The organism is Aquipuribacter hungaricus (assembly GCF_037860755.1).
Classification (GTDB): Bacteria; Actinomycetota; Actinomycetes; order Actinomycetales; family JBBAYJ01; genus Aquipuribacter; species Aquipuribacter hungaricus.
On record NZ_JBBEOI010000048.1, the window covers coordinates 1 to 18,171 of the forward strand.

Sequence of the window (18,171 nt, forward strand, 5' to 3'; positions counted from 1 at the left end):
CGCGCCCGGCAGCGGGTACCCGCGCAGGCCGGGGCCGTGCCCCAGAGCAGCCGGCCGAGCCCGCCCGGACCCGGCCCCGGGTCGAGGCCATCCCGCCCGAGCCCCCCGTCGACGACACGGTCTCCCGCGACGACCCGTCCGCCGACGCCGGCCCCGGCGGCGCGGACGTCCTCACCCGCCTCCTCGGCGCCCAGGTGATCGAGGACCGCCGCACCGACGGCTGACCCGGTCCGTCACCCGCCCGGGTGCGCCGCGCCCGGCGTGGGGCTGGTGACGGTCCGGGGACGTAGGGTCAGGGCGTGTACGAAGGAGTGGTAGCCGACCTCATCGAGGAGCTCGGCCGCCTGCCCGGCGTCGGGCCCAAGTCGGCGCAGCGGATCGCGTTCCACCTGCTGCAGGCCGACAGCGAGGACGTCACGCGCCTGGCGGAGGTCCTCCTGCAGGTCAAGGCGCGGATCCGCTTCTGCGACGTGTGCGGCAACGTGTCCGAGGAGGAGCGCTGCCGGATCTGCCGCGACCCCCGCCGGGACCCCAGCGTCATCTGCGTCGTCGAGGAGCCCCGGGACGTCGTGGCGATCGAGAAGACCCGCGAGTTCCGCGGGCTCTACCACGTGCTCGGCGGCGCCATCAGCCCCATCGACGGCATCGGGCCCAACGAACTGCGCATCCGGCAGCTCATGGGCAGACTGGCGTCGGACCAGGTCACCGAGCTCATCCTCGCCACCGACCCGAACCTCGAGGGCGAGGCCACGGCGACGTACCTGGCCCGGCTCGTGAGGCCGATGGGGCTGCGGGTCACCAGGCTGGCCAGCGGCCTCCCGGTCGGTGGGGACCTCGAGTACGCGGACGAGGTGACGCTCGGGAGGGCGTTCGAGGGACGGAGGCTCATCGATGTCTGAGGACACGAGCACGACGACGGGGACGACGGGCGCAGCAGGCACGGGCACGGCGGGCCCAGCGGGGACCAGCGCGCGGCAGGCCGACGAGGCGCGCGAGGACGTCCAGCGCGACGTCCCCCTGGCCGTCGAGGTGGCGGCCGAGGTGCAGGCCTTCCTCGACACGGTGACGCACGTCGCCGCCGGGGACGGGGAGGGCGCCGCGATCCCGCTGCTGCACCTGGCCCTGTCGCGGGTGCTCGCGGTCGGTGCGCGGCTGGGCGCGACGCAGGACGTCGTCCCGAGCGACCGGTTCGAGCCCGACGCGGGCCCCGAGGTCGACATGGACCCGCTGCGGCTCAGCCTGGTGGCCGCGATGGGCGAGGGGGACGGCTACACCGAGACCGTCGACCCGCAGGGCAGCACCGACGTGGCGTGGGGCAGCGTCGCCGACGACGTCACCGGTGTCGCCGCGGACCTCGCGCACGGCCTGCGCCACCTCGAGGCCGGCCGGGTGGGCGAGGCGCTGTGGTGGTGGCAGTACGCCTACCTGGCGACGTGGGGGCAGCGGGGGACCGCCGCCCAGCGCGCCCTGGTCTCGCTCATGGCCCACGCGCGGCTCGACGTGGACGCCGACGTCGCGGCCGAGGCGGAGTTCGACGCGCTGCACGCCCGCTGAGCTCGCACCACCGGTCGGCCCGGGCGCCCGAGGTGCGGTCCGTCGCGGGGGCCGTCCCGGCGTCTCGGTAGACTCCGGCCGCCTCCACCGCCAGCGGGGGAGCACGCGGGCGACCGGCGCCCGTGACCCCCTGTGGAGGTGGACCGCCCATGGGCATCGTCGTGCAGAAGTACGGCGGCTCCAGCGTGAGCGACGCCGCAGCGGTCAAGCGCGTCGCCCAGCGGATCGTCAGGACCGTCCAGGCCGGCAACAAGGTGTGCGTCGTCGTCTCCGCGATGGGCGACACCACCGACGAGCTGCTCGACCTCGCCGAGCAGGTGACCCCGACCCCGCCCGGTCGCGAGCTGGACATGCTGCTCACCGCGGGGGAGCGGATCAGCATGGCCGTGCTCGCCATGGCGATCGCCAACCTCGGCCACGAGGCGCGCAGCTTCACCGGCTCCCAGGCCGGCGTCATCACCGACTCCACCCACGGCAGGGCGCGCATCATCGACGTCACGCCGGGGCGGATCAGCACGGCGCTCGACGAGGGCGCCATCGCGATCGTCGCCGGGTTCCAGGGCGTCAGCCAGGACACCAAGGACATCACCACGCTCGGCCGGGGCGGCTCCGACACCACCGCCGTCGCGCTCGCCGCGGCGCTGCACGCCGACGTCTGCGAGATCTACACCGACGTCGACGGCGTCTTCACCGCCGACCCGCGGATCGTCTCGACCGCCGCCCGGCTGGACACCGTCACCTACGAGGAGATGCTCGAGCTGGCCGCCAGCGGGGCCAAGGTCCTCATGCTGCGCTGCGTGGAGTACGCGCGCCGCTACGACGTCCCCATCCACGTCCGGTCGTCGTTCTCCGACCGCCCCGGCACCACCGTCACCGGCAGCATCGAGGAGCTCAGCATGGAGCAGGCCATCATCTCCGGCGTCGCGCACGACCGCAGCGAGGCCAAGATCACCGTCGTCGGCGTCCCGGACGTGCCCGGCAAGGCCGCCGCGATCTTCACCGAGGTCGCCCGGGCCGGCGTCAACATCGACATGATCGTCCAGAACGTGTCGGCCGCCCAGACCGGCCTCACCGACGTGTCCTTCACGCTGCCCAAGACCGACGGGTCGACCGCCATGACGGCGCTCACCGCGGTGCAGGGCACGATCGGCTTCGCGCGGCTGCAGTACGACGACCAGATCGGCAAGGTCTCCCTGGTCGGCGCCGGGATGCGCAGCCACCCCGGCGTGAGCGCGACGTTCTTCTCGGCGCTGGCCGAGGCCGGCGTCAACATCGACGTCATCTCCACCTCCGAGATCCGCATCTCGGTGGTCACCCACGCGGACAAGGTCGACACGGCCGTCCGCGCGGTCCACACGGCGTTCCAGCTGGACGCCGACCAGGTCGAGGCCGTCGTGTACGGCGGGACGGGACGCTGACATGGCAGGCACGCGCAAGCCCACCCTGGCGGTCGTCGGCGCGACGGGCGCCGTCGGCACCGTCATGCTCGACATCCTCTCCACCCGCCCCGACGTATGGGGCGAGATCCGGCTCGTCGCCTCCGCGCGCTCGGCCGGCACCGTGCTGCAGGTCCGCGGCGAGGGCGTCGAGGTCCGCGCCCTGGCCCCGGGCGTCTTCGACGGCGTCGACGTGGCGATGTTCGACGTCCCCGACGAGATCAGCGCCGACTGGGCGCCGGTCGCGGCCGCCCGCGGCGCGGTCGTCGTCGACAACTCCGGCGCGTTCCGGATGGACCCCGACGTCCCGCTCGTCGTGCCCGAGGTCAACCCCGAGGCCGTCGCGGACCGCCCCAAGGGGATCATCGCCAACCCCAACTGCACGACCCTGACGATGATGGCCGCCCTCGGCGCGCTCCACCGTCGCTGGCGGCTCACCGAGCTCGTCGTGGCCAGCTACCAGGCGGCCTCGGGCGCGGGGAAGCCCGGCATCGACCGGCTGCGGGCCGAGCTCGCCGTCGTCGCGGCCGACGAGACCCTGGGCACGACCTCCGGCGACGTCCGCCGGGCGGTGGCCGACGCGCTCGACGAGGGCGTCGACGGCCGGTTCCCCTTCGGCGCCCCGCTCGCCCTCAACGTCGTGCCCTTCGCCGGCAGCCCCAAGGACGACGGCTGGTCGAGCGAGGAGCTCAAGGTCCGCAACGAGTCCCGCAAGATCCTCGGCAGCCCCGACCTCAAGGTGTCCGCGACCTGCGTCCGCGTCCCGGTCGTCACCACCCACTCCCTGGCCGTCCACGCGACCTTCGCCGAGGAGCTGACGGCCGACGAGGCCCGCGCCGAGCTGGAGCAGGCGCCGACCGTCGTCGTCCAGGACGACCCGGCCACCGGCGTCTACCCGACCCCGGCCGACGTCGTCGGGCAGGACCCGACCTACGTCGGGCGCATCCGGCAGGCGCTGGACTTCCCCCGGACCCTCGACCTGTTCGTGTCCGGGGACAACCTGCGCAAGGGTGCCGCGCTCAACACCGCCGAGATCGCCGAGCTCGTCGCCGCCGAGCTGACCGGGCGGGACCAGGGGTGAGCCGCAGCGCCGCCGTCCGGGCGGGCCGCCTGCTCGGCGGCGCCCTCCTGCCCGGTGCGGCGGTGCTCGCCTGGTCGCTCGTCGAGGCGCGCAGCCCCGTGCTGCGCCGCGTCGACGTCCCGGTCCTCGGGCCCGGCCAGGCCCCGCTGCGGGTGCTCCACCTGTCCGACCTCCACCTCACCCCGCGCAGCACGCGCGAACGGGACTGGGTGCAGGGGCTCGCCGCCCTGGAACCCGACCTCACGGTCGTCACCGGTGACATGCTCGCCGGCGGCGACGCGATCCCCACCGTGGTCGAGGCGCTCGGCGACCTGCTCGAGCGCCCCGGCGCCTTCGTGCTGGGCTCCAACGACTACCACGCCCCCACGCCGCGCAACCCGCTGCGCTACTTCGGCGGCCCCAGCAAGGTCGACCGTCCGGTGGTGTTCCTGCCGACGGGCGACCTGGTCGACGCCCTCACCGGGGCCGGCTGGCTCGACCTCACGAACACGCGCGGCCGGCTCGACGTCGCGGGGCGCCCGGTCCGGCTGGTCGGCGTCGACGACCCCCACATCCGCCGGGACCGGATGCCGGCGCCGGAGCCGCGCGGGCGACACGACGCCGAGGAGGGTGCGCTGCGCCTGGGCGTCGCCCACGCCCCGTACCGCCGGGTGCTCGACGCGATGACCGACGACGGCTCCGACCTCGTGCTCGCCGGCCACACCCACGGCGGCCAGGTCTGCGTGCCCGGCTACGGCGCCCTGGTCACCAACTGCGACCTGCCGACCGCCTACGCCAAGGGGCTCTTCGCCTGGTCGGGCACCGCGTCCGACGGCGGCCCCGCCGACGGCTTCGCCGGCCCGCGGTCGTCGTGGGTGCACGTGAGCGCCGGCCTGGGGACCAGCCCGTACACGCCGGTCCGCCTCGCCTGCCGCCCCGAGGCCACGCTGCTCACCCTCGTGCCGCGGCGCTGAGGGCGGCCCCGTCCGGGCGGATCTCGCCCGAGCCCCGCCGCAGCAGGGTCGTGGGGACCCACACCGTCCGCGGTGCCTCCGCCCGGCCGTCGATGCGGGCGAACAGCAGGGTGGCGGCGGTGGTGCCGACCCGCGTCGGGTCCTGGGCCACGACCGTGACCCCGGGCTGGAGCAGGTCCGCGAGGGGGAAGTCGTCGAACCCCACCACGGCCACCCGGTCCTCCAGCCGCAGCCGGCGCAGCGCCCGGACGACCCCGATGGTCACGCGGTTCTGCGCGCAGAACAGGGCCGTCGGCCAGGTGCCGTCCGGCAGGCCGGTGAACAGGGCGAGCGCGGCGCCCTCGGCGCTGGCCTCGCCGTGCAGGTCCGCGGCCACCAGCCGCTCGTCGACGGGCAGGCCGGCGGCGGCCAGGGCCTGCCGGTAGCCGGCCAGGCGCTCCCGGGCGGTGGGGATGGAGGTGCGGTCGCCCAGGAAGGCGATGCGGCGGTGCCCGTGCGCCGCCAGGTGGCTGACCGCGTCCGCGGCCCCGAGCTCGTTGGTCGACAGCACCTGGTCCACGCGGAGTGCCTCCACGGCCCGGTCGACGACGACCACGGGCAGGCCGCGGTCGACCTCGCTCCCCAGCTCGTCCACGGCGCTGCCGGACGGGGCGACGATGAGGCCGTCGACGCGCCGGTCGGTGAACGCCTGGGCCACCTCGCGCTCGCGGCTGCCGTCGTCGTCGGCGCTGCCCGCGAGCACGACCGTGCCGTGGCGCACCGCCACCTCCTCCACCGCCCGCAGGAGCGCGGCGAAGAACGGGTTGGCCACGTCGTCCACGACGACGCCGATGGCCGAGGTGCGGCCGTCGGCCCGCCGCAGCGCGCTCGCCCCGGCGTCGGGCCGGTAGCCCAGCTCACGGACGGCTGCCTCGACCCGGACCGCCATCGCGGGGGAGACGCCGCTCTCGCGGTTCACCACGCGCGAGACGGTCTTGATCCCGACCCCGGCCAGGCGGGCGACGTCCTTCATCGTGGCGCGGCCGCGCGCCCGGCGGCTCGCCGGCTCGACGGCCGCGGGCCCGCCCTCGGTGCCGTTGCCGGCCGTGCCCGTCTCCGTCGACATGGCGACACTGTGCCCTGACGACATCGTTGTCGTCCACGTGGGGGGTGCGGTGCAGGGCAGTTGTCCCGATCTAGGTACAGATCCTGCCCTGGCCGTTGACAGCAGGCCCTCCGGGGGTGCACGGTTCAGACAACGTTGTCGCGCAGGTGCGACGACGACGAGGTCCAAGGGAGGACCCCCGATGCGACGCAGCAGCAGGACGACCGTGGCCGTGATGGCCGCCGCAGGGCTCTTCCTCGTCGCCGCGTGCGGTGACGACGCGTCCGAGGCGGGCGGCGGCAGCACCGGCGGGGCGGCCGGGGGCGACGGCGACGTCATCGTCGGCCTGGTCACGAAGACCGACACCAACCCGTTCTTCGTCAAGATGAAGGAGGGTGCCGAGGCTAAGGCCGAGGAGCTCGGCCTGGAGCTGCAGGCCTACGCCGGCGCCCAGGACGGCGACAACGAGGGCCAGGTCGAGGCGATCGAGAACCTCATCGCCGCCGGCGCCAGCGGCATCCTCATCACCCCGAACGACTCCGAGGCCATCGTCCCGAGCATCGAGAAGGCCCGCGACGCCGGCATCCTCGTCATCGCCCTGGACACCCAGCTCGAGCCGCCGGACGCCGCGGACGCCACGTTCGCCACCGACAACTTCCGTGCCGGCGAGCTCGTCGGCGAGTGGGCCGCGGCCCAGTTCGAGGCCTCGGGCGAGGAGGCGAAGATCGCCACGCTCGACCTCAACGCCAACGGCGTCAGCGTCGACGTGCAGCGCAACCAGGGCTTCCTCACCGGCTTCGGCATCGACGTCGCCGACCCGGAGACCATGGGCGACGAGGACGACCCCCGCATCGTCGGCAGCGACGTCACCGACGGCGCCGAGGAGGGCGGCCGCACCGCGATGGAGAACCTGCTCCAGGCGGACCCGGACATCAACCTCGTCTACACGATCAACGAGCCCGCCGCCGCCGGCGCCTACGAGGCCCTCAAGGCCGCCGGGCGCGAGGGCGAGGTCACCATCGTCTCCATCGACGGCGGCTGCCCCGGCGTGGACAACGTCGCCGCGGGCGTCATCGGCGCCACCTCGATGCAGTTCCCGCTCGACATGGCCGGGCTCGGCGTCGAGGCCGTCGCGAAGTACGCCGAGGACGGCACGCTGCCCGAGCCGACCGAGGGCCTGGACTTCGTCGACACCGGCGTCACGCTCGTCACCGACGAGGCCGTCGACGGCATCGAGTCCGAGGACTCCGCCTGGGGCTCGGAGAACTGCTGGGGCTGATGCCCCCGCGCCGTGGGGCGGGCGGCCGCCCCGCCCGTCCCACGGCCACCGCTCCGCCCGGTCCGCCCGGTCCGCCCGGTCCGCCCGGTCCGCCTCAGGACGCCGGCCGGCACCCGCACCGGCCCCGCACCACCCACCGCACCAGCCGCGCACGCCCGGCCTCGACGAGGAGGACACCCGCATGACCGCAGTCCACGAGGCTCCGCCCGCACCGCCGGGCGAGCCGGACGCACCAGAGAAGCAGCCGCTGAGGCGCCGGGTCCGCGAGGTCCTGCACGCCAACCCGGTGCTCGGCCCCGCCGCCGTCCTCCTGCTGTCCGTGGTCGTCTTCTCGGTCGGCAGCGACCGGTTCCTCGACCCGACCAACATCTCGCTCATCGTCCAGCAGGTGGCGGTGGTCGGCGTGCTCGCCCTCGGGCAGACGCTCATCATCCTCACCGCCGGCATCGACCTGTCGGTCGGCGCGATCATGGTGCTGAGCTCGATCGTCATGGCCAAGCTGTCGGCCGAGGCGGGGCTGCCCGGCCCGGTGGCCCTGCTGGCCGGCTTCGCGACCGGCCTCTTCTGCGGGCTGGTCAACGGCTTCCTCGTCACCCGGCTCAAGCTGCCGCCGTTCATCGTCACCCTGGGCTCGCTCAACGTCTTCTTCGCCCTCAACCTGTGGCTGTCCGGCTCGGCGACCGTGCGCGGCTCGGACATGTCGCCGTGGCTGCTGGTCATGGGCGAGACGTTCCCCGTGCTCGGCGCCCGGTTCACGCTGGGCTCCGTCGTGCTGCTGCTCACCTGCCTCGTGCTGGCGTACGCGCTGCGCCAGACCGGCTGGGGGCGCCACGTCTACGCCATCGGCGACGACCGGGAGGCCGCCCGGCTGTCCGGGATCCGGGTCGACCGGATGCTCCTGTCGGTCTACGCCGTCGCCGGCCTGGTCTACGGCCTGGCCGCGTGGGTGCTCATCGGCCGCATCTCCGCGGCGAGCCCGCAGGCGGGCATCGACGACAACCTCAACTCCATCACCGCGGTCGTGCTCGGCGGGACCAGCCTCTTCGGCGGCCGCGGCGCCATCGTCGGCACCCTCGTGGGCGCCCTCATCGTCGGCGTGTTCCGCAACGGCCTGACCCTCGTCGGGGTCGACGCCCTGTGGCAGAACTTCGCCGTCGGCATCCTCGTCATCGTCGCCGTCTCCATCGACCAGTGGATCAGGAAGCCCGCATGAGCCGCAACGCCATCCCGGACGCCGCAGAGCGCGCCGAGGCCGCCGCCGTCACCGTCGTCGACCCCACCGCCGACCGCGCCGAGGTGCTCGGGGCCACCGGCCTCGTCAAGCGCTACGGCCGCGTCACCGCGGTCGACGGCGCCGACTTCTCGCTCCGGGCCGGGGAGATCCTCGCCATCATCGGCGACAACGGCGCGGGCAAGTCGAGCCTGGTCAAGTGCCTGTCCGGGGCGGTGCAGCCCGACGAGGGCGAGATCCGCCTCGACGGGAAGGTGGTGAGCTTCGCCGGTCCGATCGAGGCGCGCACGGCCGGCATCGAGATCGTCCACCAGTCGCTCGCGGTGTCGCCGTCGCTGGACATCGCCTCCAACCTGTTCCTCGGCCGGGAGCGCCGCAAGAAGGGCGTCATGGGCTCGGTGTTCCGCCAGCTCGACCACAAGGGGATGCGGCGGGAGGCGGCCAAGCACCTGGACGACCTCGGCGTGCTCACCGTGCAGAACATGTCGCAGGCCGTCGAGACGCTGTCCGGCGGGCAGCGGCAGGCCGTCGCCGTGGCACGGGCGGCCGCCTTCGGCAGCCGGGTCGTGATCATGGACGAGCCGACCGCCGCGCTCGGGGTCAAGGAGTCCAACCGGGTGCTGCGCCTCATCGAGGACGTCCGCGACAAGGGGATGCCCGTGGTGCTCATCAGCCACAACATGCCCCACGTGTTCGAGGTCGCCGACCGCATCCACGTCCACCGGCTCGGCCGGCGCGCGTGCGTCGTCACGCCGCAGAGCCACTCCATGCAGGACACCGTCGCGATCATGACCGGGGCGCTGCCCCCGCCGGAGCACGACGCGTCCTGACCGCCCGGCCGTACCGCCGCGTCCCCCTGCCGCGGCGGTACGGTTGCGCGTCCGGGGGGCGGCCTCCCGGCAGCGGGACGAGGAGGCACGGGTGGGCAGCGGGTTCCGCGCGGTGGTGCTCGGCGGGGACATCGGCGCCTACAGCCTGGCCCGCCACTTCCACGAGAACCACGGCGTCCGCGCCGTCCTGGTCTCGACCACCACCACCGGCCTCATGGCCCGGTCGCAGGTGTTCGACCACGTCCTCGAGCCCCGGATGACCGACCCGGACGTGCTCGTCGACGTGCTGGCGCGCGTCGCCCCCGATGACGGGCTGCCGACCCTGGTGCTGGCCAGCGCCGACCGGCTGGTGTCCCTGCTCGTCCAGGTGCGCGACCGGCTCGGGGCCCACCTCACGGTGCCCTACGTCGAGCGGCCCCTGCTGGAGCGGCTCACCGACAAGGCCTCGTTCAGCCGGCTCTGCGAGGAGCTCGGCATCCCGCACCCCCGCACCCTGGTCGTGGACTGCGCGGTCGACGCCGACCCCGACACCTCCTCGCTCCGCTTCCCCGTCTTCGCCAAGGCCGCGAGCACGGTGGCCTACGCCCGCGTGACGTTCCCCGGCAAGAGCAAGGGCTTCGTCGTGCCGTCGCCCGCCGACCTCGTCGACCTGCTCGCCCGGGTCCGCGCCTCCGGCTACCGCGAGTCCTTCGTCGTGCAGGACCTCATCCCGGGCGACGACTCCGGCATGCGGATCCTCACCTCCTACGCCGACCGCTCCTCGCGGGTGCGCTACTCCTCGTTCGGCCACGTGCTTCTCGAGGAGCACGCGCCGAGCGCGATCGGCAACCCGGCTGCGATCCTCACCGACCACGACGAGGTGTCCGTCGAGCACGCCCGCCGCCTGCTGGAGCACGTCGGCTGGACCGGCTGGGCCAACTTCGACCTCAAGCTCGACCCCCGCGACGGGCGCTCGGTCTTCTTCGAGCTCAACCCCCGGCTCGGCCGCAGCAACTACTACCTCGCCGCCGGCCAGGTCGACCCGGTCGGGCCCTACGTGCGCGAGCACCTGCAGGGCCTCGACCCGTTCCCGCCCGGCTCGCCGGACCGCGCGGTGCCCGACCACCTGTTCACGGTGCTGCCCAAGGGCCTGCTGCTGCGCTACCTGCCGCCGGGCCCGCTGCGCGACCGCGTGAAGGCCGCCTACCGGGGCCGTCGCGTCCACGACCCGCTCTGGTACGCCGCCGAGCGGGACCCCCGCCGGCTGGCGTACCTCGCGGCCAGCCACGCCAACCAGTACCGGAAGTTCGCCCGCCACTACCCGGTCACCGCGGCACGGGCGCGCACGTCGGCGCCGGACGCCCTGCCCCGGCCGTGACCGCCCCGCAGGGCCGCACGCTCGTCGGCGTGGTCGGCGGGGTGGGGCCGCTCGCGACCGCCTACTTCCTCGCCCGCGTGGTCCGGCTCACCGACGCCGCCACCGACCAGGAGCACGTCGACCTCGTCGTCCACCAGCGGGCGAGCATCCCCGACCGGACCGCGTTCCTGCTCGGCCGCAGCAGCGAGGACCCCGGGCCGGTCATGGCCGCCTGCGCGCAGGACCTCGTGCGGCTGGGCGCCCGGGCGGTCGTGCTGCCGTGCAACACCGCCGAGCCGTTCCTGCCCCAGGTCGAGGCGGTCGCCGGCGTCCCGGTGCTCGGCATCGTCCGGGCGACCGTCGAGGCCGCCGTGCGCCGGGTGCCGGGCCTGCAGCGGGTCGGCGTGCTGGCCACCGACGGCACCGTGGCCGCCCGGACCTACCACGACGAGCTCGCCCGGGCCGGGCTGGAGACGGTCGTGCCCGGGGCCGAGGACCAGGCCACCGTCATGTCGGTCATCTACGACCAGGTCAAGGCGGGGCTGCCCGGGGACGCCGGCGCGCTCGCCGCCGTCGCCGACCGGCTGGTCGGCGCCGGGGCGGGGTGCGTGCTGCTGGCCTGCACCGAGCTGTCCGTGCTGCACGACGAGTTGCTGGGGCTCACCGACCACGTCGTCGTGGACTCCGTCGACTCGCTCGCCCTGGCCACGGTGCTGCGCGCCGGCGCCCGCCCCGCCGCCTGAGCCCCCCGGACGACAGAGAGGGCCGACCCTCGCGGGTCGGCCCTCTCCGGGTGGTCGGGCTGGCGGGATTCGAACCCACGACCTCCTCGTCCCGAACGAGGCGCGCTACCAAGCTGCGCCACAGCCCGTACGTCGGCGAGTGTAGCCGAGCGGGGGACCGGTCAGGTCCCGCCGACCGGTCGGGGGCGGCCCTGATGGCCGACCGCCCCCGGACCGGGCCCGCCGGTCAGGGCGCCGGTGCGGGGGCCGCCGGCGGGGGGGCCGGCGCGGGCGTCTCGACCGGGGCGGGGACGACGGGCTCGGGCGGTGCCTCCGGCTCAGGACCCTGCGACAGGTACAGCGTCACGCTGTTCCCGTCGCGCTGCAGGGCGCCGGACGACGGGCTCTGCGCGGCCACGGCGCCGGCGGGGATCTCGTCGGAGAACCGGCCCTCCGGCGACACGACGACGGTGAGACCGAGCTCCTCGAGCTCGGCCGTCGCGCGGTCCGGCTGGTCGCCACGGACGTTCGGCAGCGCGAACTGCGGGCCGCGGCGGACGTCCTCGTCGGGCTCGGGGAAGCCGTCGGCCTGCAGGTCCCACACCTCGTCGGCGCGGTTCATGAACGCGTCCCAGGTCGGCAGCGCGAACGTCGAGCCGAACACCTGGCGGTACCGCCGGCCGTTGATGGGGAACGTCGTCAGCGACTTCGTCACGCCGTCGACACCCGGGTCGCCGACCCACACCGAGCTGGCGATTCCGGGGGTGTAGCCGGAGAACCAGATCTCCTTGAACGCGCTCGTCGTCCCCGTCTTGCCGGCCGCGGTGCCGCCGTCGAAGTCGGTGTCGTCGGCGGTGCCGCGGATGAGGGTCTGCTGGAGCGCCTCGTTGACGCCGCGGGCGACCTGCTGGTCGATGGCCTGGTTGCAGTCCGCGGACGGCACCGGCAGGTCGGCGCCGGTGCGGTCGACGATCCGGGCGATGCCCACCGGGGTGCAGTGGACGCCGTCGGCGGCGAAGGTCGCGTAGACGCCGGCCACCGACAGCGGGGAGACCGCGCTGACGCCGAGCGCCATGACCGGGACCATCTCGATCTCGCCGTCTGGGTCGGTGGACGGGCGCAGGCCCAGGCGGGTGGCCATGTCGCGGATCTGGCACAGGTCGAGCTGGCTCGTCATCTCGACGTAGGCGGTGTTGCTCGAGCGGAACGACGCCTCGGCCACGCTCAGCGAGGGCGCCGTACCGCCGGAGTTGTTCACCTCGAAGGTGCCGTTGTCGCGGCGGACGGGCGAGCCGCACTGGGTGAAGTCGCGGAAGCGGAAGGTCCGCTGCGCGGGGGCGGGGATGCGGGCGCTGAGCGAGTTGCCCTGCTCCAGCCACGTCGCCAGGACGATCGGCTTCATGTTGGAGCCCGGCTGGAACCCGCTGCCGCCGCTGTAGCGCTTGTCGACGTTGAAGTTCGTGAACGTCAGGGCGGGGTTGCCCGGCTCCTCGCCGTACTGGCGGTTCTGCGCCATGGCGAGGATGTTCCCGGTGCCCGGCTGGACGACGGACATCGCGGCGCCGGCCCGGTCGGTCTCGGGGACCTCGCTGCGCACGGCCTCCCAGGCGCGGGCCTGCAGGTCCGGCCGGATGGTCGTCTCGATGCGGAGCCCGCCGCGCAGCAGCAGGTTCTCGCGCTGCTCGGCCGTCTCGCCGTAGGCGGGGTCGGACAGGATGACGCGCTGCACGTAGTCGCAGAAGTAGGCGAGCTGGCCGGCGGTGAGGCAGCCGCGCTGGGTCTCGTTGGGCACCAGGCCCAGCTCGGCGGCGACGGACTCGTCGTACTGCTGCTGGTTGATCGCGCCGGTCCGGAGCATCGACCCGAGCACGGTGTTGCGGCGCCCGACGGTCGCCTCGGGGTTGTCGAGCGGGTCCCAGCGCGTGGGGGCCTGGACGATCCCGGCCAGCGCTGCGGCCTGGGGCAGGGTCAGCTGCTCCGCGTTGACGCTGAAGTACCGCTGGGCGGCGGCCTGGATGCCGTACGTGGCGTTGCCGAAGTTCGCAATGTTCAGGTAGCGCTCGAGGATCTCGTCCTTGGTGAACTGCTCCTCCAGCGAGATCGCCAGCCGCGCCTCGCGCAGCTTGCGCCCGTAGCCGACCGGCCCGCCCGCGGCGATCTCGGCCTGGACCTCGCGGAGCTTCTCCGGGTCGCCGGTGTACACGGCGGACTCCAGCTGGACCTGCTTGACGTACTGCTGGGTGAGCGTGGAGGCGCCCTGCTGAGAGCCGCCCAGGACGTTGTTGCCCAGGGCCCGCAGGGTGCCGCGGGCGTCGACGCCGCCGTGGCTGTAGAAGCGCTCGTCCTCGATGGCGACGATGGCCTTGGGGGTCCACTCGCCCATCCGGTTGAGCGAGGTGCTCGTCCGGTTCTCGGAGAAGAACGTGGCGATGAGGCTGCCGTCCGCGGCGTACATCCCGGAGGTCTGGGAGACCGGCGGGATCTCGAGCTCGGTCGGCAGCTCGTCGTAGTAGTCGGCCCCGCTGCGCGTCAGGTACCCGGCGCCCGCGGCGGCGGGCAGCACGAGCCCGGCCGCCAGCACGCCGGCCACCAGCGCCACCGCCACGAAGGCGGCCAGCAGGGTCGTCACCCGCAGGAACCCCGTCGCGACGTTGCCGGAGTCGTCCTCCCGGAGCCGTCGGAGCACCCCGCCGGAGGACGCCCGTCGTGCGGGCGCTGCTCCGGCCGGGGCAGCGTGTATCACGGCTCGGTCTCGCCACCTCATGCCAGCCAGGGTACGTGCCGACCTCTGGTGCGGACGGACGGTGGGCGCGCCAGCGCATCCTCCGTTCGGCCGAGGCCCCGCTGGCCGGACGGACCATGCAGGTCGGGACGTTCGCACCTGTCGGGGGTAACGCGCGCTGCCTAGTTTCGATACAGAGCGACACGAGCGATCAATGCCGCACCCGGGCGGGACCCCGGTGCGGGGGGAAGAGGGCCGAGAGATGCCGTGGGTCGAGGAGTGGCCGAGCCAGGGGGCGTGCCGTGGCGAGGACCCGGACGCGCTGTTCGTCCAGGGTGCCGCGCAGCAGCAGGCCAAGCAGGTCTGCAAGGCGTGCCCGGTGCGCAGCGAGTGCCTGGCGCACGCGCTGGACACCCGCACCGAGTTCGGCGTGTGGGGCGGGACGACCGAGCGCGAGCGTCGCCAGATCCTCCGCGAGCACCCGCAGGTGGCGTCGTGGCGCACCCTCCTCGAGGACGCCAAGAGCGTCCACGAGGGCGGCGGCCGCGTCGGTGCGGCGCCGCGCACGCGCGTGGTCCAGCGCGAGGTGCACCCCGCGCCCGTGCTCGCCCAGCAGCTCGAGGCGTCCTGACCGGACCGCCTAGCGGTCCCCCGCGCGGGGGGTGACGACAGGGCCCGAGGCCAGGTCGTCGCCCACCGCGCGCAGCGCGTCCAGGTCCGTGACGTCCAGCGGGCGGGCCGGGACGACGACGGTCGGCACGGGCGGGTCGACCCGCACCAGCCGTGAGACGACCTCGCTCTCGGCCTCCACCCGCGCGGCACGCCGCGCGTGCACCCACAGCACCTCTGCGGTGCCGGCCCGGTGGCCGCCCTCGGTGTCCGCTCGCTCCGCGGCGGCCCGGGTCTCGTCGGAGCCCAGGTCCGGTACCGGCGTGAGCGTGGCCCGGTTGACCACCACCCCGCCCAGCGGCATCCGGTCGGCCAGCAGCCGGTCGACGAAGAACCCCGCCTCGCGCACGGCGTCCGGCTCCGGCGCGGCGACCACGACGAAGCGCGTGCCCTTGCCGGCCAGCAGCGCGTACGTGCGCTGCGCCCGCTCGCGGAACCCGCCGAACATCGAGTCGAACGCGGCGACGAAGGTCTGCACGTCCGTGAGCACCTGCGCGCCGAGCACCTTGGTCATGACGCCGGTGACGCCGCCGGCGATGGTCGACAGCACCCGGGCGTAGGCCTTGCCGCCGGCCTTGGCGGGCGTGAGCAGCAGCCGCAGGAACCGGCTGTCGAGGAACGAGCCCAGCCGCTCCGGCGCGTCGAGGAAGTCCAGCGCCGACCGGCTCGGCGGGGTGTCGACGACGATGAGGTCCCAGCGGTCGCGGCCGTCGGCGTCCTGGACGGCGCGCAGCTGGCCCAGCTTCTCCATCGCCATGTACTCCTGCGTCCCCGCGAAGGAGCTCGACAGCGCCTGGTAGAAGGGGTTGGCCAGCATCTGCGCGGCCTTCTCGGGGGTCGCGTGCGTCTGCACGACCTCGTCGAAGGTCCGCTTCATGTCCAGCATCATCGCGTCGAGCGAGCCGCCCGCCCCGGCCACGACGCCCTCCACGGGGCGGGGGGTGTTGTCCAGCTCGGACAGGCCGAGCGACTGCGCCAGCCGGCGGGCGGGGTCGATGGTGAGCACGACCGTCCGCCGGCCGCGCTCGGCGCCGCGCAGGGCCAGCGCCGCGGCCACGGTGGTCTTGCCGACCCCGCCGGAGCCGCAGCAGACCACCACGCGCAGTGACGGGTCGTCGAGCATGGCGTCGACGTCCAGGCGCGGAGGACCGTCGGTCGTGGCGCGGCGGCTCACGCGAGCGCACCGGCGAGCTCGTGCACGCCGCCGTCGTCGAGGCCGTGGCGCCCGCCGTCCAGCTGGGGCAGCTCGACCACCGTGATGCCGAGCGCGTCCACCTCCTGGCGCAGCTCGCGCTCGCGGGCTACCCGCAGCGCGTGCTCCCGGGTCTCGACCAGCAGGCCGGCGGCCCGCGCCCGGGGGTCGTCCCCGCCGGCGCCCAGCGCCGTCAGGTCCGCGGCCAGGGCGTCGAGGTCCCATGCCCCGTCCCCGCTGCCGTCCCCGCTGCCGTCCCCGTCCCTGGCCAGCGCGCGGGCGGTGAGCGCCTCGTCCAGCAGCGGCGGGCGGACCTGGTTGACGACGACCCGCCCCATGGGCAGGCCGAGGCGGCGCAGCTCGGCGACGGCGTCGGCGGTCTCCTGCACGGGCATGTCCTCCAGCAGGGTGACGACGTGGACCGCCGTCGTCTCCGACCGCAGCACCGCCATGACGGACTCGGCCTGCGCGTTGATGGGACCGACCCGGGCCAGGCCCGCCCCGACGGCGTTGACGTTGAGGAAGTTGCCGATCCGGCCGGTCGGCGGCGCGTCGAGGACGACGTGGTCGTACAGGTACGGGGTGTCCCCGCGGCGGTCGCCCTGCCGGGTGCGGACCGCGTCGTAGACCTTGCCGGTGAGCAGCACGTCGCGCAGTCCCGGGGCGATCGTCGTGGCGAAGTCGACGGCGCCGATCCGCTCGAGGGTCCGCCCGGCGCGGCCGAGGCGGTAGAACACCTCGAGGTACTCCAGCAGGGCGCCCTTGGCGTCGATCGCCGAGCCCAGCAGCTCGCCGCCGTCGACCGGGAGCAGCGGGGTCGGCTCGAAGCCGAGCGGCGCGCGGTCGAACAGCCGGGCCAGGCCCTGCCGCCCCTCGACCTCGCACAGCAGGACGCGGCGTCCCTGCCGGGCCAGGGCGAGGGCCAGCGCGCCGGCGACGGTCGTCTTGCCCGTGCCCCCCTTGCCGGTGACGACGTGGAGCCGGACCCGGGGGTCGAGGAGGTCGGGCACGGGCCCACGGTAGACACCGCCCTGGTGGGGGGCACGCCGGGGCGGGGGCGGCCCTGCCGCCAGTAGGGTCGGGGCATGCAGACCTGGGAGTACGCGACGGTCCCGCTCATCGTCCACGCGACCAAGCAGATCCTCGACCAGTGGGGCGAGGACGGCTGGGAGCTCGTGCAGGTGATCGAGGGGCCCGGTGGCCAGGGCGGCCTCGTCGCGTACCTCAAGCGGCCTCGCGCCTGAGGCGGCTGCCGCGACCGGGGCAGCCCCGGTCGCGGCGCACGACGGTGGCGTGGCACCCGCCGCGCCCCGGACGCAGGAGAGGGAGCACCCCGTGACGGAGCAGGACGAGGGCACCGCACGCCCGGTCGAGGACGACCGCGGCGCGGCCCCCCAGGGCGGCCAGGACGAGACGGCCGCCGAGCAGGGCACGACCGACGGCACGACCGACAGCACGACCGACGAGGGCGGGGCCCCGGTCCTGTCCGGGTCCCCCCGCGAGCGGCTCGCGCAGCTGGGGCTGGAGCTCCCGCCCGTGCCCGCGCCCGTCGCGGACTACGTGCCGGCCGTGCGCACGGGTTCCTACGTCTACACCTCGGGGCAGCTGCCCTTCGTCGACGGCGTCCTCGCGACGACCGGGGTCGTCGGTGACCAGCCGGTCGACGTCACCCCGGCGGAGGCGGCCGCCCTGGCCCGCCGCTGCGCGCTCAACGCGGTCGCCGCGGTGGCCTCGGTGGTCGACCTCGACGACGTCGTGCGCGTGGTCAAGGTGACCGGGTTCGTCGCCAGCGCGCCCGGGTTCGGGGGACAGCCGGTCGTCCTCAACGGGGCGTCGGAGCTGCTCGGCCAGGTGTTCGGCGAGGCGGGTCGGCACGCCCGGTCCGCGGTCGGCGTCGCCGCCCTGCCGCTCGGCGCCCCGGTCGAGGTGGAGATCGTCGTCGAGGTCCGCTGAGGCCCTCGGTGACGGACGACGCGCCCGCCCCGGAGACGACGGCCTGGCCGCTCCCTGCGGCCGCCGACGCCACCGCGCGGGCGTGGCTCCTCGCGGGGGCGCCCCCCGGGCCGGTGCCGCGGCAGGCCG

General features: G+C 74.7%; 18 protein-coding genes and 1 tRNA gene. 14 read left to right on the plus strand and 5 right to left on the minus strand.

The annotated features are described in order from the left end of the window. The 6 genes from WCS02_RS07835 to WCS02_RS07860 form a co-directional block, all read left to right on the plus strand. Positions 1–224: hypothetical protein (locus tag WCS02_RS07835; RefSeq protein WP_340291724.1), on the plus strand; the 224-nt coding region annotated here is incomplete at its 5' end. 75 nt (positions 225–299) lie between these two features. Continuing rightward, entirely contained in the window at positions 300–899 is a 600-nt protein-coding gene (gene recR / locus WCS02_RS07840; protein WP_340291727.1) for a recombination mediator RecR, read from the plus strand. Then, the gene (locus WCS02_RS07845) at positions 892–1,554 is read left to right on the plus strand and encodes a DUF5063 domain-containing protein (protein ID WP_340291729.1); all 663 of its coding nucleotides are present in this window, start codon (positions 892–894) and stop codon (positions 1,552–1,554) included. The genes recR and WCS02_RS07845 overlap by 8 nt, the downstream gene beginning before the upstream one ends. Positions 1,555–1,703: 149 nt before the next feature. Next, positions 1,704–2,972: an aspartate kinase gene (locus WCS02_RS07850; RefSeq protein WP_340291731.1), complete on the plus strand. Its 1,269-nt coding sequence runs from the start codon at positions 1,704–1,706 to the stop codon at positions 2,970–2,972. 1 nt (position 2,973) lies between these two features. After that, positions 2,974–4,071: an aspartate-semialdehyde dehydrogenase gene (locus tag WCS02_RS07855; protein ID WP_340291733.1), complete on the plus strand. Its 1,098-nt coding sequence runs from the start codon at positions 2,974–2,976 to the stop codon at positions 4,069–4,071. After that, on the plus strand, positions 4,068–5,024 hold the full coding sequence (locus tag WCS02_RS07860) for a metallophosphoesterase (RefSeq protein ID WP_340291735.1): 957 nt from the start codon (positions 4,068–4,070) through the stop codon (positions 5,022–5,024). Before WCS02_RS07855 ends, WCS02_RS07860 begins: the two co-directional genes overlap by 4 nt. Here WCS02_RS07860 and WCS02_RS07865 read toward each other — a convergent pair. Beyond that, the gene (locus tag WCS02_RS07865; protein ID WP_340291737.1) at positions 5,002–6,129 is read right to left on the minus strand and encodes a LacI family DNA-binding transcriptional regulator; all 1,128 of its coding nucleotides are present in this window, start codon (positions 6,127–6,129) and stop codon (positions 5,002–5,004) included. The genes WCS02_RS07860 and WCS02_RS07865 overlap by 23 nt on opposite strands. 181 nt (positions 6,130–6,310) lie before the next feature. Here WCS02_RS07865 and WCS02_RS07870 point away from each other — a divergent pair, with 181 nt between their 5' ends. The 5 genes from WCS02_RS07870 to cuyB all read left to right on the plus strand — a co-directional run bounded on the left by WCS02_RS07870 (position 6,311) and on the right by cuyB (position 11,527). After that, positions 6,311–7,387, plus strand: coding sequence for a sugar ABC transporter substrate-binding protein (locus WCS02_RS07870; protein WP_340291739.1), 1,077 nt, complete (start codon positions 6,311–6,313; stop codon positions 7,385–7,387). Between the two features lie 181 nt (positions 7,388–7,568). Continuing rightward, positions 7,569–8,600 (plus strand): ABC transporter permease, encoded by a 1,032-nt coding sequence (locus WCS02_RS07875; RefSeq protein WP_340291741.1) that lies wholly within the window; start codon positions 7,569–7,571, stop codon positions 8,598–8,600. After that, positions 8,597–9,448: an ATP-binding cassette domain-containing protein gene (locus WCS02_RS07880; RefSeq protein ID WP_340291743.1), complete on the plus strand. Its 852-nt coding sequence runs from the start codon at positions 8,597–8,599 to the stop codon at positions 9,446–9,448. Before WCS02_RS07875 ends, WCS02_RS07880 begins: the two co-directional genes overlap by 4 nt. A 91-nt stretch (positions 9,449–9,539) precedes the next feature. After that, the gene (locus WCS02_RS07885; protein ID WP_340291745.1) at positions 9,540–10,805 is read left to right on the plus strand and encodes a carboxylate--amine ligase; all 1,266 of its coding nucleotides are present in this window, start codon (positions 9,540–9,542) and stop codon (positions 10,803–10,805) included. Continuing rightward, the gene (gene cuyB, locus WCS02_RS07890) at positions 10,802–11,527 is read left to right on the plus strand and encodes a cysteate racemase (protein ID WP_340291748.1); all 726 of its coding nucleotides are present in this window, start codon (positions 10,802–10,804) and stop codon (positions 11,525–11,527) included. Before WCS02_RS07885 ends, cuyB begins: the two co-directional genes overlap by 4 nt. Positions 11,528–11,578: 51 nt before the next feature. On the opposite strand, the gene WCS02_RS07895 is transcribed toward cuyB, so the two are convergent. Both WCS02_RS07895 and WCS02_RS07900 read right to left on the minus strand, forming a co-directional pair. Further along, positions 11,579–11,655, minus strand: a tRNA-Pro gene (locus WCS02_RS07895). A 98-nt stretch (positions 11,656–11,753) separates the two neighbouring features. Beyond that, positions 11,754–14,192 (minus strand): transglycosylase domain-containing protein, encoded by a 2,439-nt coding sequence (locus WCS02_RS07900; RefSeq protein WP_340291749.1) that lies wholly within the window; start codon positions 14,190–14,192, stop codon positions 11,754–11,756. Positions 14,193–14,490: 298 nt separating this feature from the next. On the opposite strand from WCS02_RS07900, the gene WCS02_RS07905 reads away from it, so the two are divergent. Then, positions 14,491–14,859: a WhiB family transcriptional regulator gene (locus WCS02_RS07905; protein WP_340291750.1), complete on the plus strand. Its 369-nt coding sequence runs from the start codon at positions 14,491–14,493 to the stop codon at positions 14,857–14,859. Between the two features lie 9 nt (positions 14,860–14,868). Here WCS02_RS07905 and bagB read toward each other — a convergent pair whose 3' ends face one another. Together bagB and WCS02_RS07915 are read right to left on the minus strand one after the other, a co-directional pair. Then, complete coding sequence (bagB, locus tag WCS02_RS07910) at positions 14,869–16,071, minus strand: ArsA family ATPase (protein WP_376984107.1); 1,203 nt, start codon at positions 16,069–16,071, stop codon at positions 14,869–14,871. Then, positions 16,068–17,099: an ArsA-related P-loop ATPase gene (locus WCS02_RS07915; RefSeq protein ID WP_340291752.1), complete on the minus strand. Its 1,032-nt coding sequence runs from the start codon at positions 17,097–17,099 to the stop codon at positions 16,068–16,070. The genes bagB and WCS02_RS07915 overlap by 4 nt, the downstream gene beginning before the upstream one ends. A gap of 75 nt (positions 17,100–17,174) precedes the next feature. On the opposite strand from WCS02_RS07915, the gene WCS02_RS07920 reads away from it, so the two are divergent. Together WCS02_RS07920 and WCS02_RS07925 are read left to right on the plus strand one after the other, a co-directional pair. After that, positions 17,175–17,333, plus strand: a complete 159-nt coding sequence (locus tag WCS02_RS07920; RefSeq protein WP_340291754.1) for a Sp36 family protein — start codon at positions 17,175–17,177, stop codon at positions 17,331–17,333. 238 nt (positions 17,334–17,571) lie between these two features. Then, positions 17,572–18,042 carry a RidA family protein gene (locus tag WCS02_RS07925; protein ID WP_340291758.1) on the plus strand — a complete coding sequence of 157 codons (471 nt, stop codon included), beginning with the start codon at positions 17,572–17,574 and terminating at the stop codon, positions 18,040–18,042. The last annotated feature ends 129 nt before the right edge of the window (positions 18,043–18,171 follow it).